The following is a 16299-nucleotide window of genomic DNA, read 5'->3' on the forward strand; positions in this document are numbered from 1 at the left end:
AACATGTGTTGTAAAAGTAATAGCGATTTGAGTTCAAATCAAACCGCTACTACTTATATGCCCTGAAAACGGACCTATTTCTATAGTAATCATTTGTTATTATAAACTAGCCTCACCAATAAAAAAGTATAGATTTTTTAATGAAGCATCTCGTTTTGGAAACAAGGCTTGCATACGTTCATCTGTTCCCATTTGTTGTAACCCTTCCATAGAATCAAAATAGAAGCGATGAATTTCATCAGGCCGTTCAATATTTCCTTTGGATTGAAATGGCGCAATAAACCGTTCAAAGTGAGTTCCAAATTCTGGCATTATGGCACAAACTTCATCGTGGTAATCCTCAAATTGTTTTATATACTTTTCGCCTTCATTAAAATAAATTAATGCTACCCCATAAGTTTTGCTTGTATCACCAACCTCTTTTTTAAATTCAAAATTGGTGTTTTTACTAGTAAAAATTGAAATATCCTTAAGTGCTGGTATCGCATATTCATTTCTTATTTTTATAAATTCTGGATCTTCATTGAATTGGTTAAATGCCTCAATGCTAGGGTAGCTAGCAAAGTGAATTTCATCGGGCATTTCCATCTCTCCTTCGGCGAGCATCGTTGGCTTGATAATACGTTCAATTTTTCCGCCATACTTCTCTAAAATAGCACCACCTTTCTTTTTGTATTTTTCAAAGCGTGATTCCTCGCCATCTTTTATATACATTAAGGCAACGTTTACGATTTCTTGATTTTTTGTATCCATGATATCTGTTTTTTTTATGTTTATGGTTGAATTTTGTGCTTTTATACTACACGATATTAGAAGTGATACTAGCAACGTAAAATGCGTTAGTATTTTTAAATTTTTCATTATTCATAATTTAAATTAAATGGGCCATTTGTAAGGCCTCCTTTATTAGGCTTTCTTGAATTGAACTAGATTGACTATTCAATGCATTGGTGTTGTAGTCTATACCAACAGCTTGCCTTATAGGTCTCGTGCCTTTTTGTAGCTTGATTACTTTTAAAATAGCATCTGGAATTTCTTGTGGATTTGGTGAGGCATCGCTTTTGTAAAAAGCATCAAAATTTTGAAGCATGGCTTTAGGAACATCAGCCATTTCGCCATAACTTTCTAAAGTAGTTGTATCATCCTCTTTAGGTCCACTATATAATAGTCCTGATGGATAAGGTCCTGGTTCTATAATAGAAACATCTACCCCTAGCGGTTTTAGTTCGTATTTCAATGCTTCTGAATAAGCTTCTAAGGCAAACTTGCTAGCACAATAAATGCCAAAATAGGGAAACACTAATCGCCCAGCTAATGACGAAATATTGAGAATTAGCGCATCATTTGATTTTTTTAAGAGCGGAAGAAATGCTTTAGTACTTCGAATAGCTCCAAAGAAATTAGTATCAAATTGTTCTTGTACTTGCTCTAAACTATAGGCCTCGGTAATGCCAACATACATTACGCCTGCATTATTCACTAACACGTCAAGCCCATGCTCCTCTTCAATACGAAGTCTATCTACCAGAGTATCGGTGGATGTATCACTCGTGACGTCTAATTCAGCTACCGTTATTGCCAGGTTTTCTTCAATTGCAATGTTTTCAAGTGCTTCTTTTTTTATTCTGTTTTTTCCATGGGTGTCGCGCATGGTGGCCCATACGTTAAATCCATTTCTGGCTAGTGTCAATGCTGATAAATAACCAAATCCATTACTAGATCCTGTAATAAGTACTGTTTTCATATTTACATGTTTTTTTGTTTATGATGCAAAGATGAAAACAGAGACCGTGTAAGCGTTTTAAGATTAGTTCAAAGATTTGTCTAAATGGGTCAACTTATAAATTGTTGGAGAAATTCCATGTTTGTTTTTAAATGTTTTTGAAAAATGAGACACATTAGAAAAGCCACATTCATAGGCAATATCTGTAGTTCTTAAGTCTGTAGAAATAAGTAATTGCTCTGATTTTTCTAGCTTTTTTTCGCGTAAGTACGTGGCTGGAGATGAGTTGTATATTTTTTTGAATTCTCTTTTAAAGGTAGATAAGCTTTGATTATTTAAAATGACTAATTCTTCTAAGGTAATATTTTCATAATAATGGGCGGTAACAATTTCTCTGAAGGAATGTGAGCTTGGACTGAATAGATTAGAAAGTATGGATCTGATTGCGGGACCATTTTTGGTCTGGTTTAACAACAGTATGATTTCCTTTAGTTTTAAGATTAGTATTTCTTCTGAAATTAAATCGGGGTTCTGAAAATAAAACAATATTCCCTCAATATATTTCCTAATCAATATGTCGCTATTTAGTTTTGACATGCCTATATCTAAAGGAAGATTTTGTGTTAGGAAATCGGGAAGCTTGTTCTTATATATTTTTATTAAAATATCTGGATAAAAATGTACAGCAAGGGCCTGATAAGTCTCTGATTCTTTTGAAGGATACATATTACATGTGTAGTTCCCGCATTTCATTAATAACGATTCTTCTGCCTCAATTCGAAGTCGTTCAGTTTCGGATATAGAATCATACTCCCCTTTAAGAATATATAAAAAACAGGCCTCATTAGGCATTAAATTAGGCTTTTTATAAGGTGGCTTTAAAATAATGGTTTCAAATAGTAATTTGCCGAATAAGTCTATGGTTTTATAGTCTTGTACCATGCGCTTTTCTATTAAAAATAGTTCTTACTCATTACTTGGAGTTTTCCTGTTGGTTCATTTTGTTGTCAAAACGGGTCATTTTTTAATATCCTTTGTTATGTTTTTTTTCTTTTAAAATACATTATCAATGCCAATAGTAAAATGAAGCTCCCAACACCTACAAAGGTGATATACAAAGAATTACTTTCTGATTTGTAATTACTTGCTAGAATGAAAAAACCTCCGGAAATAGAATATAAATAGACGGGTTTTATTTTACTCAATTTTGTCATTATTGGATTGTATTTAATGTTTGCATAACAAGCTGATTTTTAATTGCGTTTTTGTGTGCTCCGTATCCTTAAGGGAATAAGCTGTTGTTAATGTCTTTCACGAACTCCATTAAAGCAATATAGGTGAAATCTTGCTGTTTTTCAAGTGAAATAGTAGCAGAGCTATCCATAAAAAGTTTTCCTAAGTAACCAAACTGGGAGTGATTTCCACCTTGTATCATAACCAACTTTGTATCCATGGGAAGCTTACTTTTGTTAGTCATAACTTCATTGATACTTGCTAAACCATCATTTTCGGCATAGAGTTTTATACAGGGTATATTTTGAGTTGACAAGTCAATATCGCGTGGGTGTGATGTGCCCATTAGGAATAATCCTTTAAATAGTAGTGGGTTTTCATAGACAAGTTGGGCAGCCATTTTTCCGCCTTGAGAGTGTCCTCCAATAACGAAGTTCCCTTCTTGGTTTTCCACAATTTTAAGTGCTTTTTTGTAATCATTTACAGGAAGTCTCCAGTCCATCTTAATCAAATGACAGGTAAATCCACTTTCTGCTATTTTTCTACAAAGCGGCGCATAGGCTTTAGGGTCTGTTAATCCTCCTTGAAAAAAGATTATCTCTGGTTTGTGCTCTGAGATTTTAGATTGAAATTTGATTTCATCATCTGTTTCAATTACAGATACCAAATTGGAGTTTGAAAATGTGTTATCAGGAAGGTTTCGAGATTGAAATGTACTCAAGTTCCAGATGAAAAAAATTATAACCATAACGAACCAAACAGTCCTGAAAATTTTTCTTTTATTCCACTTTTTAATTGTCATGTTTGGTCTTGAAATTTGGATGTGATGTATTATTGTTAAGGCAATCAAAATCTGGTTTTACAATTTCAAATTTTAATCGAGCATTATAAACGGGTTCTACAGTACAAATACGGTATGCTAGCAATCATTTTCCATTTAATAGTTCGAAAATAGATATCATGAGAAATAAAAAGGGTGTTTTTTATAATAATACCCATTGTTAGGAATAGAATTTATTCATATCGAATTTTTAATATTTCATTACTGTTTAAATTATATATATCACTCATTATAAAAATCAGTTCGTTAAATATTTTTATTCGATCAGGGTCATTATTCGATTTGTATAATTTTGAATAATTTGGTGATGCGTTACCTTCAGAATCTTTTGTATTTGGATTTGAAAAGTTCAGGTTGTTTAGTTTTTTTATTTGTAAATCATTAAGTTGATATGTACTTTCTAAAAATGTATTACTTACTGTTTCACAATAAAATTCCGTGCCGTTATTCCAACCCTGATATTGCAAATAATATTCACCAAAATCGATTACGAGATAATTTAAAATTGGTCTTTTAGTCATTAATTGAATAAATTCCGTTTTGAACTTTTCTTTGTTTGTTTTCCAATTATACTCTTTGGTTATTTCCTTTGAAACAGGCTTTGTTTTTAGTATTCGGAATAATGCAAAGAGAACAAATACGCCAATAATGATTCCTGCTAAAATTTTAAATTCCATTTTATGTTTTTGTATTCTAAATAAGGTTTAGGCTTAGGGGAGTTTGTTAACAATGCCCGAGATAAGCAAAAAGCATAAAGTGAGGAATACTGGGCGTAAATTCCAATTGCTACTTACTTCATCAAGCAGTTAATTGAAAATGGTATTAGCCACTATGTTTGACTACACAAATCTCAGATTATATTTCCCGCAGATCTTTCCAACTTTTTCTAGGTCGGGTGGGCCTGGAGGAAGTTGAGACAATTCTTCAAACATAACTTCTAGACCAGCTGGAAAAATACTTAGGATTGCTCTCGCATTTTGTTCACCAATGACTCTCCAAGAATGTGGAATACCTTTAGGACAAAAAATTAAGTCACCGGAATTTAAAATAGTTGTTTGTTCTCCAATGGTCATTTCCACTTGACCATCCATCACTTGAAATACTTCATCTTCATTGTCGTGCACATGAGGTGGGATTCCAATTCCGGGTTTATTATTCTGCTCTATTAGAGTAAACTGGCCGTTAGTGTCTTTTCCGGTTAGTTTAATGTTCTGATTATCTCCTAGGACATTTAATTTATGACCTGAATCTTTTTTTACAATTTTTGATTTCATTTAGTTCGATTTATTTTAGTGCCAACGTGTGGGTGAACGCTATCATTGCGTGTTTAAGCACTTAAGTTAGTAAATAAAATTTGAATTGAAAATCCGATAAAATTTTTGCAAGTAGGGTAGAAGTAAGCCATTTGTTTCAGATGTTGTTGTGCACAGCTCTTCCTTCTTAACGGAATGTAATTGCGCTTCCTTTGGTTTTTGGTTAACACCTAAAGTGCAACAACTAAGGACATTTAATATTTCTGAATCGTTGTGAATAGGCTATTTTACAAAGGATTGGCTTTGGTGTACTGTGAAAAAGTGGCTTTCCAACATATTAAATATTATCCAAAACTTTTTTCTTTTTATTCTTTCGTCCGTACCAAATAATAAAACCTGTAACGGGTAAAGAAGCAATTAATAAACTAACTAAAAACACTACTATTTGAGTTGGTAACCCTCCTATAGTACCAACATGTAAATCGTAATTTAACGCTTGTATTTTTTCGCCGTTATTTTTGTCAGAGAATTTAAATGTATTTAATAATTCGGCTGTTTGTCTATCAAAATACAGCTCGGTGCGTTTAAAGTTTTGTTCTCCTTTTTTGTAAACGCGTACAATGTAAGGCACACTTGGTTTCGGGTGTTTTCTAATTAAAAGGTATTCAAATTGAGGATATTTTGTTTTGGTGGTACTTAAAATAGCATCAAACGGTTGTTCTGCATTTGTAGGTTTTATGGGTTTAGAAATTGCGGCATATGGCATAGTTTTTCCACCGTTTGCAACCCATTTTACTGAACTATTAAAACTTTTTGAAGCCCACATTAATCCAGTTAATGCCAAAATTAAAGCAATAAGAAATACGTAAAAGCCAAAAACACGGTGTAAGTCGTAGTTTTTTCGTCGCCATTTAGAGGTTTTCTTCCAACGAAACCAAAAACTTTGTTTGCGTTGCGATTTTTTAGGCCACCATAAAATTAACCCAGAAATGAGCATAATAACAAAAATCCAAGTTGCACCCGCAATGATGTAATGACTAACGGTGTTATAGCCCATAAAAAGATTCATGTGAATGGCTAAGGCGACATTAAAAAATTCCCACTTGGTATTTTCAATGTAGATTATTTTTCCATTGTAAGGATTCAGGTAAACCGTTTTATAAAAGCTCATGTAATTGTGATAACCAAATGCGTTGTCATCAACATCTAAAAAGCTAATACTTACGCTGTGGTTAAGGGCGTCAGAAATAACAATGTTTTGAAAACTGTAATTGTTGTTAAAAGTATTTTCGGCTGTTTTAATGAGTTGTGATATTGTTACTCTATTTGCGTTTTTAGAAACTAATACCTCATTCCTGTCTTTATAAATAAGATCTTTTATATCATATGAAAACACATAAATACAACCCGTTATTGCCACAATAAAAACAATAATTCCTGATGCTAAACCTAGCCAAAGATGAATGTTTAGAAGTATTTTTTTAAAAGATTTAGTCATAGGAATGGGAATAAGCTCCGTATCCAATGGATTGGAATACGGAGCCTTACTTTATTGTTTTTAATTAAAAATTGAGATTCTAGTTTTTTAATAGAGAATTTACGTAAACATTACTTCCATCTAAGGCAGCACCTTGCGCAAATCCATTTGCACCACCGCCAATACTAATTTCATAAATGTGAGCATCACCTCCAGTGACACTTACAGGAATGTAGAACTTGCCTTCTTCTACACAATCTAAAGTGAAGATATTAACAAAGGAAGCGTTTGGTAAATTTAGCTCTGTAACTGTTTTATTAATAAGGTCAACTTCTACTAAAGTACCTGTGTTTTGAGATAAATCACCCCAAGCAGGAACATCAGCTACACGAACAACATTTGCATAGGCTATACCATCTGCTGCGTACCATGCATTCCATATCGCTACAGGTTCATTAAAATGTGATGAGAGATCTAGTACATAATTAGCGTCATAATCACCATTCGCTATTTTTACAAAAACAGATGGTTTATTTGCTAATTCATCATGACCAAACCAAAGCGAACTTGTCATGTTGTATTGGTAAATGTCTCCAGTTTCAGTGGCAAAAGTACCATTTGTTCTATACCCAGCTGTCATGCCTGCTGAGGCATCAGAACTTAAAACTACAGGGTTGGTTAAAGAAGGGTAGTCATATACTACAGTAATTAGGGCGTCTGCAATTCCTGTCCAATCAGAATTACCATAAGTAGAACCAAAATAGATTTTACCATTTTCAACTAGGGCATTAGACCACAAGTTTGTCTTATCATCAACCAAAGGGAAGCTTATAAATCCTGAATTTGTGGCGGCAAAATTGTCTAAATCAATAATAGCGTAAGGCGTGTAACCATCACTATTTGGATTGCTTGATAAAAACAAATCGCCATTATCTGTAGCTTGAATATAACGGAAAAAACCACCAGGAGTTAATACGGCGTTTGAAATTGCATCTACTTTAATAGGGCCATTTTCAGTTAATTGAAATTTTTCAGTTAAACCTTCAGTATTGTTTATAACATAAAGATATCCGTCTACGGTAGCTGATATATTTGACCAACCTTCGTACCCATTTCCAACTATAGTTAAGGAGCCAGTTAAAATATTATCTGTTGTTAAGAAATAGCCTTCGCCATCAACAGCGGTTCCAACTAAATAATCTGGATATTCTGTTTTAGGAGGTGTTACATTGGGATCATCATTTGAATCACAGCTTGAAAAATTTAGACTTAATACTATTAGTAAGTAAAATGCACTTGTTTTGAATAATGTATTCGTTTTCATGGTTTTAATTAAATTTAATTTGTAATTGTTTTTATAATTGATAGTTAATTTTTGCAAAAATGGCACGACCTGGTTTTTGTAATAAAAAATTGTCGTAAACCTGTTCGTTAAGTATATTAGAGATGTCTATGGCCACACTAATTTTTTTGGAAGGGAACGTATAACTCGCACCAGCATCAAAAACCAATTGCTTAGGAACGATATCTTTTTGATCTGCTGTTCCAAGGCTAGGCCATCTTAGAAAAAATTCATGAACATAGCTAGATTGCAGATAGGTGAAAATTTTAGATTTCTTTTGAATAAAGTCGTTGATCGTATATTCTACACCAGCATTAGCCAATAAATAGGGTTGATTTCTTAGTCTATCACCATATAAGATATTGTTATTCCCATTTTCATCTATTTTTTGTTTGTTTCTTATGTCTTGGTACGTGCCGTTTAAATTGAATCTTAGGTTTTGGTTATAATCATAAACAATATCTATTTCTGCGCCTGTGCCTCCAATCTTTCTTATGTTGGTATATTGTCCAAGTTCTTGGCCTCCAAAAATGTTAAGTTGAAGTTTGTCTGTAACGTTCCTATAAAATGCGGTTAAGGCTATTTTTACACCATGATTTCCAAGGGCATATCTTCCTAATATAGCGCCTACATTCACATTGAAACTTTGTTCCGGCTCTATCTCAAAATTTGGTTGGATGGTGACACCATCGCCAAGAGCCTCTGTTGGACTTGGTAACCTAGTTGCTTGTTCTAATGAGGATTTTAGAATAAGGTTTGGTAAAATTTTATAAGAAGCTGCAAAACCGCCACCAAAATTAGAAACATGGTTTTTGTAATTTATAATTTCATATTCAGTAGTGTAAACCAAATCATTAATTGAAGCATTAAATCCATAATACTTAAAGAATGCATTGGCATTTAGTTTATTATTAAACTTTTTTGTTTCTAAAGAGAGCCCTGCAAAATGCGAACCGATACTTTGAGGTTGGGAGTACGGAATTCTACTCGCTGCAGCAAAAGGATCATCGCCAGTTCGTCTTGTATTAGAGTATAAATAGTTAGCCCCGATTTTAAAATTTGCCGGTAATTCATAGGTGCCGTTAATCCTAAATATTTCAGATTTATCTATTTGAGTGTATAAAGAACTTCCATTACGACCAATTTCTCCACCAGAAGGGTTTGTGCCTATTATTTCTCCTCTCCAATCATATACATTTTTGGTGGTATCTATAACAACGCCTTTAGTATGTGAGTAACCCGCAAATGTATTTACATCTAATCCTTTTGTTAAGAAGTCCTTTTTTTGATAGGTTAAACTGGGCATAATGACTTCTTCGTTATTGCGCATTTCTCCATAAACATGTCCCATGGTTTGGCCCGTTTGTATGCCTTTTTTTTGGCCCGATACTAAAAGACTAATAAAGCATTGGTCTGCCCATTTTTTTTGTGAAAAACCAATATCGAACTTTGCACTTGCGGTTTTAAAATCATCGTTAAAGCGTTCTGCGGGATTGTCTTTTGTGAATTCTATAGCTTTACCTGTACCTTCTTCGCCATAAAAAACACCTTGTCCCCAAACTTTATAGTTATTATCAGAATAGGTGTAAAATGTAGACAGTCTTGTGGTAAATCCTGAATTAGATTTCCATTGGCCATGTAAAGCCACTTGGTGTGTATTAAAAGAACCAAAAGAATAAGATGCCGAGGCAAAATTTGTTGTTTTTTGATTGGTTACCAAATTTATGGCGCCGCCTAAAGCGTCAGAACCAAGGTTTACCGGAATAACCCCTTTGTAGATGTCTATGCGTTCAATAAGCGAAATAGGTAAGTTGTTTATAGAATAAGAAGAACCGTAATAATCCATGGGAATACCGTCTATAAAAAATCGAATAGCATTACCCGTTAAACCATTTATGGAGTATTCAAAATCAGAACCAATGCCACCGGTTGATCTTACGTTAATTCCGGGAGCCTTATTCAAGACTGCGTTTAATTCAATGCTTTGATTTCTTATCTTTTGAGTTTCAATAGCATCAACGCTAAAGCCTACTTCTTCAATTTTAGCAGCTTTAGTTTTACCTGTTACTACCACTTCATTTAACAAGGAAGTGTTTTCTAATAGCACAACGTTTTTGGTAACGGTTTTTCCAGAAAGTATTGACACATTAATTTCCTGGGTTTTAAATCCAATAGCAGATACTTTTAAAATGTAATCCCCAGGTAAAATCTTATTTATAGTGTACAGGCCGTCAATATCTGTTGATGTACCTTTTGCGGTATTATTTAGAATGATAGTTGTATCTAACAAAGGTTGTCCTGTATCATCACTGACTTCGCCTTTGATAACACCATCCATGTTTTGGGCATTCGAAGCAATTGAACAAAACATAATTATTGATAAAAAACGCATAGTTTTAATTTAGACTAAATATAAATAACATATATTTGGCGAAAATAAACTTATATTTTTGTTTACCAAAATTATTTATAATAAATCTAAATAAGGGTTTTTGAGTCCGGATTTCTGAATACCTTCAGTGCGTTTTTCTAGCGAGAAATGCGTGTTAAATTTTCGAAAAACACATTAATCTATGACCATAGCAAACAAGCCTATAGTCTTTGGGTTTTTTGTTTAGACCTTGTATTTGTGTGTTGTGTACAGTCTTGATTTTGGGAAATATGGTGTGGCTAATAGGTGCTTGATTTTTGGCTTATTATGTGGTCAAAGTGCAAAAATTTTATAGCGTGTTTATAGCCAAGTTTATTTATAAAGTTGTTTGATGTGAATTAATTGAATCGAAAATTAATGGTTTGAATAGCTCTTGGTGCAATATGTGTTTTAAGGGTTTCAGATTTCAAAGTTAGCCCCAATTCTAGGGGTTCTGTATTTCTATTATAGACCACTACAGCAATGGATCCATCGGGGTTTAAGGCTGCTGTGTATACAAGACCCTCCATCGCTTCACCAATCAATTCTATTCTGTGTGCGCCAGGTCTTATAAACTTACTAAAGTGGCTTAATAAATAATATAGTGGTGTATAAATGACCTCGTCAGTAATTGGGTTAATGAGTATTGGAGCACTGTTAAAGTTGTCGTATGGGTTTGGCTGACCTTTGTTACTCAGAATCATACACCATTCAACGTAACCTTGAACCCCGTGATTGAGATCGGTGATTATATCGTAAGCATAGGTGTCGAAGGGTACAAAAGTACCGGCATAATCAGTACTTTCCCGCCAATATTGACCAATTGGATCATTGGCATCAATATCAATGCTCGATTCAGTATGAATCATTCCTTTCTCTGGCCAAGTGGTTCTTAAAGTATCTAATGCTTTGGCATACCAATTATTTTCTTCTAGTTCAGAGTTCGTGTACCAGTGGAAGCCTGTACCCCATGCGTATTTGGCCGCCTCAGGATCGGTATATGTTGGTGTGACATAATCATTCATTGTGGACTTATTATGGTCATAAATAATAACACGTAATCCGGCATCTAAATCCTCAAGATTCAAATGGCCATCTTTAACAAGTTGAGGTCCTAAGTGATCCCTTAAAAAATCTCGACCTTGTTCAGCTGTAAACCCATTGCTGTCCCAGCGGGCATCATGCGCATGTAGAGGTTCATTCTGCGGGGTAATGCCCCAAAGGTCAATGCCATGTTCGGCATAGGCCGTTACGAATGTTGATAGATATTTTGCCCAAAGACTATAGTACTGAGGCATTAAAGTGCCATTGGTCATTTCTGAAGTTTCGCCTGTTTTCATCCATGAAGGCGGACTCCATGGTGAGGCTATGATGTTAAAATGTGCGTCTTTAACACTTTGCGCTTCTTTTATCATTGGGATGATGTCATAATCTGGTGTTATCAACTCAATACCTTTTACTTGCTCATTTTCCTCACCTGTAAAACCTTTCATGTCTTCATTTATACTGAAGGTAGAAAGGTTTTTATCACCAGATTCAATATAAGTGTAGTGATTATTAGAATAATCGCTGCTATTTATGTGTGTCCGTGTAAGAGAAAACCCTGCACCCGCTGTTGGGCTGAAAAGACGTGTTAATACTTCTTTACGAAGTGTTTCTGGAATGGTCGCCAAGTTCCATGCTGACGATTCGGTAAAAGATGCCCCAAATCCAATATACTCTTGAAATTTTTGGTCAGCATTAACCTGTAAATTAACTTTTTTGTATTTGCCCGTTGATTGTGTCGTGGGATTATTTGAAATTAATTTGAGATTATCCCCAGATTGTGAGGTTTGATATACCTCGACTACATAATCTTTTTGGTTTGAAGCACATGACGATATTAAAATTAGTAGTGTTAGAATCTGTACTAGGCTAATATGATGTCTGGATAATCTATGTATTAATGGATAATTCATAATTGTTGATTTTACGTCTGTGCTCAGTACGGCAATGGCATTCGGCGAATACCAAGCCAGACAAAAACATTTGTTTTGAGCTGTTTTCTAGTTTGTTAGGTTAAAAATAGGTAAAAAGCTATTGCGATAATGAAAATCAACCAACATTTTAATGGTAACAGTTTAAGCGTTACTAATGGCCATTGTTTAATGGGACACGTTTACTTTGTCAATACAATATTTGAAATTTCTTTTGTTATCGAATAGACATATTCTTCAGCTTTATTACTAAGCACAATTATTGTAATTCCTTTTTTAGGGTAAATCCACATATCTGATGCAAAGGTGTCACTCCCACCATTATGCCATACGAGTTTATCATCTAAATCATTATTTTCAATAACCCAACCATAGCCATAATAAGAATTGCCATCCAAGTATTCTGAGATATGAGGATAAAGATATGTTGATGTGGATTTTTCGTCGAGTATTAAATTGGCTTTGATTGCTTTGCTCCATATTAGCAAATCCCCAGCTGTAGATAATAATCCTCCGTTACCTTTTAGATTAAGATAAGGCCCTTGTTCACTCCAATTCCTTTCATTTGGTTTTATAGACTCAGTACCATTCAAAAAACCGTTAGCGATTTCATTAGTATCCCAATCTGGAATCACATATCCCGTATGGTTCATTTTTAAGGGTTTAAATATCTCAAAATTTAGAAAACTTTCGTAATTCGTTCCGCTAACCTTTTCAATAATTAATGCTAGCAAACTGTATCCTATGTTAGAGTAATGATGGTCCATTCCTACTGTACTGATCAACTTAGTAGCAAATACTTTGTTTAGAAAGGCTGCCTCAGTAATCGTCTCGTAATCATCTCCTACAACATCTGTCAACCCAGAAGAATGCGTGAGTAATTGATGAATTGTTATGTTTTTTTTGTCATGAGGAACAGCATCAAAGTATTTTGATAATCGATCATCAAGAGCAAGCTTGTTTTGCATTACCAATTTCATTATTCCTGCCCCTGTAAACTGTTTAGTAAGAGAACAAATATCAAAAACTGTATTTAAGTCATTAAATTGGTTGGGCTGACTATTCTTTTTCCCGTATGCCTTGTGATAAACCAAACTGTCATTTTTAGCGACTAAAACAACACCTGAAAAGCCGTTCTCAATAAGCTTGTTTTCAAAATCGATAAAATCTGGATTAATTTTATCTTCTGATTTTTGCTTACATGAGTGGGCTAAAATGAATACAGATAGTAGATAGATGATTCTGACAGTTCTCATTTTTTTATTAAGGCTAACCGGCTTGTATATGATTTGTTCGGGTTAAATTAGTAATAATTTTAGAATAGTACTGACTTCATTAATTTTAAGTGGACTAGTAAGTCATTAAATACGTTGTTATTGTTGCACTGAAAAGTTCTCTACAATAGAGGTTATATCTTCCATTTTTTTCCATTCGGTTGGCCTTTCAAAATCCTGCCCTGATTTTAGAACTTTCGCCTTGGGGTAATTTTCACGTATGTTTTTCCAGTTGGTATCACGCCATTTGTCTTTATCCATCTCAATAAGCTTTACATTCTTTAAAGGTCCAGAAACAGCTTTTCCAATCAATGGCCACCACAGGCTTTCTGTTTCCCTATCCCAAAACACAAACCCATCTAATCCATTCCAAACATTTTCGTCATAATAGGTGTATCCACTTAATGCGAAGGTTAGCTCTTTATCTCCATAATTCCGCTCATAAATAGCCCCTAAATCAGCTAATATGCAGTAAGCCGCCATTATTGGCTGTCCGTCTAAAACATCGTTTACAATTTCATGTCTTGTTAAGTCTTTGACAGAATATGCTTTGACTTCATTACCAGATTGGGCTAACAAAAATCGTGTGCTATCTGCCCAAACCTTGCTTGCTTCGGCTACAGTAATAAATTCAGGTTTTAATAATGCTGGAAATTTTTCGCGTCCTATACCGTAGTGAAATTGTTCGTCTTTGAGAAGGTAATTAGTAATGTCAAAATGTTCATTTTCATTTTCTCCACCGTATAACATTTTCTTGCCATCAATTTCGAAAAATTTGCCATTTTCAAACGCAATTGGTCGTTTAATTTTTACATTTTCTTTGCTGTCTTCAGATTTGGCTTCTTCTTTTTTTGTTTGCTCTTTACATCCTATAGACAGAATTGTAAGAATTAGTAAAATGATTTTTTTCATGTTGCTTTGGTTCATGTTTGCCAACGGTTTTAGTTATTTGAGTATACTACCTTGCCTCTAAATATGGTTTGCATAACGTTTGTGTTGTAAATGTCTCTTTTATCAATTTCTAACAAATTTTGATCAAGGATTACAAAATCGGCTGATTTTCCAATTTCTATCGAGCCAAAGTCATTCGCATAGTTATAACCTAAAGCCTGAGCTCCCCCCAAAGTAAAGCCTTTAATTGCTTGCTCAATGGTGATAGCATTAGATATGTTAATGGTCCCTAATTCTGACTGCCCTGGTACCTCCCTAGTAACCCAGCCCTGCATATAATAGAATGAATTAGGTTCTGGCACTAAAGACGAGGGGAAGTCACTTCCGAATCCCGCTATTAGACCTTTTTCAATACTGGTTTTAACAGGGTATTGCTTTTGATGCCTTTCTTTTCCGAGGGGCGTTTCTACAAATAATTTCATTTGAGGATGTGGCACTGCTAACATAGGAGAAAAATTCATTGTTACTTTTTTCAACTTAGAAAGTCTATCTAAATCGGCTTCTTTTACAAATGGCGCATGCCCGAAATGCAGTACACCTTTAGAGTCTGGATAGGTAGCCTCTGCTTCTTCAAAAATGTCAATAATTAACGTTGATGTTTGGTCTCCCATTGCATGAATATGCACAGAGATATCTTTAGAATGATAATCTAATATAGCCTTACTATAATCCTCAATTGGCAAATACATAGACCCTTTTGTGTCAGGGGCATCGGCATAGGGCTCCGACAATAATAGTGTATGAGAATCAGCTGCTCCATCAGCAAATATTTTTACATAATGAGGTTTAATTAATTCTGTTTCATATGCTTTCCAGTCGTCAATAAATGCTTTGGTATCTTCGTCATTAGTAACCCTCAGTTGTGATGTTAACCAATCTAATGCTGGAAAAAGCCGAACATTTAATTCATCATTTTTCTCAAGTAGCGCTGCCCCTAAAAGATGTGAAGCCGCGCCTTCGGCTGGTTGAATATTGGTTATGCCATATTTAGAATACCGTACTAATTCATTTTTAAACAAAGGTGCGAATTCGTTAGGGTTCAGGTAGTTCAAATTATTCATAATGGTTACCATACCACTTTCTCTAACCGTTCCAGAAGGTTCATTTGTTCCAGGGTAGCGATCAAAAATATAAGAACCTTCATTTTGAAAATTTTCATCAACACCAGAAATCTCTAGTGCTTTTGAATTAACCCATGCTGAATGACCGCTTTGACTTAAAATAAAGACTGGTTTATCTGGAATAATTTCATCCAGTATTTTTTTATCTGGACTGTCATTTTCAAATAGTCCACCAACGTTCCAGTTACCACCTAAATAGACATCTTTGTCTGGGTTTTCATTAACATATTTTCTGATGTCGGCTAAAATAGCTTCCCGATCTCCTGGATTCGTCAAGTTCATACTTCCTGTTCCCAAATCAACACCAGTAAAAGGGTGCGCGTGCATATCTGTAATTCCAGGCATCACAAATTGCCCTTTTAGGTCCACTACTTTGGTGTTATCTCCAATTAAAGCATTAACATCAGTTGTTGCGCCTACCTTAATAAATTTACCATCTTTAATAGCAATAGCCTCTGCCCAGGGTTGAGATTCATTTACAGTATAAATTTTTCCATTGATATAAATATAGTCGGCCTTTTCTTTTATTTCATTTTGGCATGAAAGTAAGAGTGTTGAAATAAAAATAATTATTATGTATTTCATAGTTATTGTTTTAATGGCATACAACGCGTTTTTGAGCGCCAATTTTCCGCAGGAAAATGAAGTGACCAATACGCCAACGTTTGGAATTAGTATTAAACTTAAGCATTATTTTT

13 protein-coding genes are annotated in these 16299 nt (G+C 34.4%); all 13 read right to left on the reverse strand.

The annotated features are described in order from the left end of the window. Nucleotides 1–99 precede the first annotated feature (99 nt). The 13 genes from IE051_RS15260 to IE051_RS15320 all read right to left on the reverse strand — a co-directional run bounded on the left by IE051_RS15260 (nt 100) and on the right by IE051_RS15320 (nt 16186). Nucleotides 100–861 carry a DUF1330 domain-containing protein gene (locus IE051_RS15260; RefSeq protein WP_189362210.1) on the reverse strand — a complete coding sequence of 254 codons (762 nt, stop codon included), beginning with the start codon at nt 859–861 and terminating at the stop codon, nt 100–102. Nucleotides 862–871: 10 nt separating this feature from the next. Continuing rightward, a complete protein-coding gene (locus IE051_RS15265) occupies nt 872–1744 on the reverse strand; it encodes an SDR family oxidoreductase (protein ID WP_189362212.1) in 873 nt (290 codons plus the stop codon). Nucleotides 1745–1807: 63 nt separating this feature from the next. Beyond that, nucleotides 1808–2665, reverse strand: a complete 858-nt coding sequence (locus IE051_RS15270; RefSeq protein ID WP_189362214.1) for a helix-turn-helix domain-containing protein — start codon at nt 2663–2665, stop codon at nt 1808–1810. Between the two features lie 340 nt (nt 2666–3005). Further along, the gene (locus IE051_RS15275) at nt 3006–3677 is read right to left on the reverse strand and encodes an alpha/beta hydrolase (protein ID WP_229796838.1); all 672 of its coding nucleotides are present in this window, start codon (nt 3675–3677) and stop codon (nt 3006–3008) included. A 293-nt stretch (nt 3678–3970) separates the two neighbouring features. Further along, nucleotides 3971–4474 carry a hypothetical protein gene (locus tag IE051_RS15280; RefSeq protein ID WP_189362218.1) on the reverse strand — a complete coding sequence of 168 codons (504 nt, stop codon included), beginning with the start codon at nt 4472–4474 and terminating at the stop codon, nt 3971–3973. A gap of 162 nt (nt 4475–4636) precedes the next feature. Then, nucleotides 4637–5071: a cupin domain-containing protein gene (locus tag IE051_RS15285; protein ID WP_189362220.1), complete on the reverse strand. Its 435-nt coding sequence runs from the start codon at nt 5069–5071 to the stop codon at nt 4637–4639. 316 nt (nt 5072–5387) lie between these two features. Continuing rightward, nucleotides 5388–6548, reverse strand: a complete 1161-nt coding sequence (locus IE051_RS15290) for a PepSY-associated TM helix domain-containing protein (protein WP_189362222.1) — start codon at nt 6546–6548, stop codon at nt 5388–5390. A gap of 79 nt (nt 6549–6627) precedes the next feature. Continuing rightward, complete coding sequence (locus IE051_RS15295) at nt 6628–7851, reverse strand: DUF4374 domain-containing protein (protein ID WP_189362224.1); 1224 nt, start codon at nt 7849–7851, stop codon at nt 6628–6630. A 31-nt stretch (nt 7852–7882) separates the two neighbouring features. Then, entirely contained in the window at nt 7883–10261 is a 2379-nt protein-coding gene (locus IE051_RS15300; protein WP_189362226.1) for a TonB-dependent receptor, read from the reverse strand. 377 nt (nt 10262–10638) lie between these two features. Then, on the reverse strand, nt 10639–12237 hold the full coding sequence (locus tag IE051_RS15305; RefSeq protein ID WP_189362229.1) for a glycoside hydrolase family 30 protein: 1599 nt from the start codon (nt 12235–12237) through the stop codon (nt 10639–10641). Nucleotides 12238–12437: 200 nt separating this feature from the next. After that, a complete protein-coding gene (locus IE051_RS15310) occupies nt 12438–13511 on the reverse strand; it encodes a serine hydrolase domain-containing protein (RefSeq protein WP_189362231.1) in 1074 nt (357 codons plus the stop codon). Between the two features lie 117 nt (nt 13512–13628). After that, complete coding sequence (locus tag IE051_RS15315; RefSeq protein ID WP_189362233.1) at nt 13629–14441, reverse strand: DUF3179 domain-containing (seleno)protein; 813 nt, start codon at nt 14439–14441, stop codon at nt 13629–13631. 29 nt (nt 14442–14470) lie between these two features. Beyond that, complete coding sequence (locus IE051_RS15320; protein WP_189362235.1) at nt 14471–16186, reverse strand: amidohydrolase; 1716 nt, start codon at nt 16184–16186, stop codon at nt 14471–14473. Between the last annotated feature and the right edge of the window lie 113 nt (nt 16187–16299).

Origin of the sequence: Algibacter mikhailovii (genome assembly GCF_014651495.1) — a bacterium.
Lineage (GTDB): Bacteria > Bacteroidota > Bacteroidia > Flavobacteriales > Flavobacteriaceae > Algibacter_E > Algibacter_E mikhailovii.

Excerpts from the sequence above, each read along its gene's own strand:
- IE051_RS15260 (WP_189362210.1), bottom strand. The coding sequence starts at position 861 with ATGAAAAATTTAAAAATACTAACGCATTTTACGTTGCTAGTATCACTT.
- IE051_RS15265 (WP_189362212.1), bottom strand. The coding sequence starts at position 1,744 with ATGAAAACAGTACTTATTACAGGATCTAGTAATGGATTTGGTTATTTA.
- IE051_RS15270 (WP_189362214.1), bottom strand. The coding sequence starts at position 2,665 with ATGGTACAAGACTATAAAACCATAGACTTATTCGGCAAATTACTATTT.
- IE051_RS15280 (WP_189362218.1), bottom strand. The coding sequence starts at position 4,474 with ATGGAATTTAAAATTTTAGCAGGAATCATTATTGGCGTATTTGTTCTC.
- IE051_RS15285 (WP_189362220.1), bottom strand. The coding sequence starts at position 5,071 with ATGAAATCAAAAATTGTAAAAAAAGATTCAGGTCATAAATTAAATGTC.
- IE051_RS15290 (WP_189362222.1), bottom strand. The coding sequence starts at position 6,548 with ATGACTAAATCTTTTAAAAAAATACTTCTAAACATTCATCTTTGGCTA.
- IE051_RS15295 (WP_189362224.1), bottom strand. The coding sequence starts at position 7,851 with ATGAAAACGAATACATTATTCAAAACAAGTGCATTTTACTTACTAATA.
- IE051_RS15300 (WP_189362226.1), bottom strand. The coding sequence starts at position 10,261 with ATGCGTTTTTTATCAATAATTATGTTTTGTTCAATTGCTTCGAATGCC.
- IE051_RS15305 (WP_189362229.1), bottom strand. The coding sequence starts at position 12,237 with ATGAATTATCCATTAATACATAGATTATCCAGACATCATATTAGCCTA.
- IE051_RS15310 (WP_189362231.1), bottom strand. The coding sequence starts at position 13,511 with ATGAGAACTGTCAGAATCATCTATCTACTATCTGTATTCATTTTAGCC.
- IE051_RS15315 (WP_189362233.1), bottom strand. The coding sequence starts at position 14,441 with ATGAAAAAAATCATTTTACTAATTCTTACAATTCTGTCTATAGGATGT.
- IE051_RS15320 (WP_189362235.1), bottom strand. The coding sequence starts at position 16,186 with ATGAAATACATAATAATTATTTTTATTTCAACACTCTTACTTTCATGC.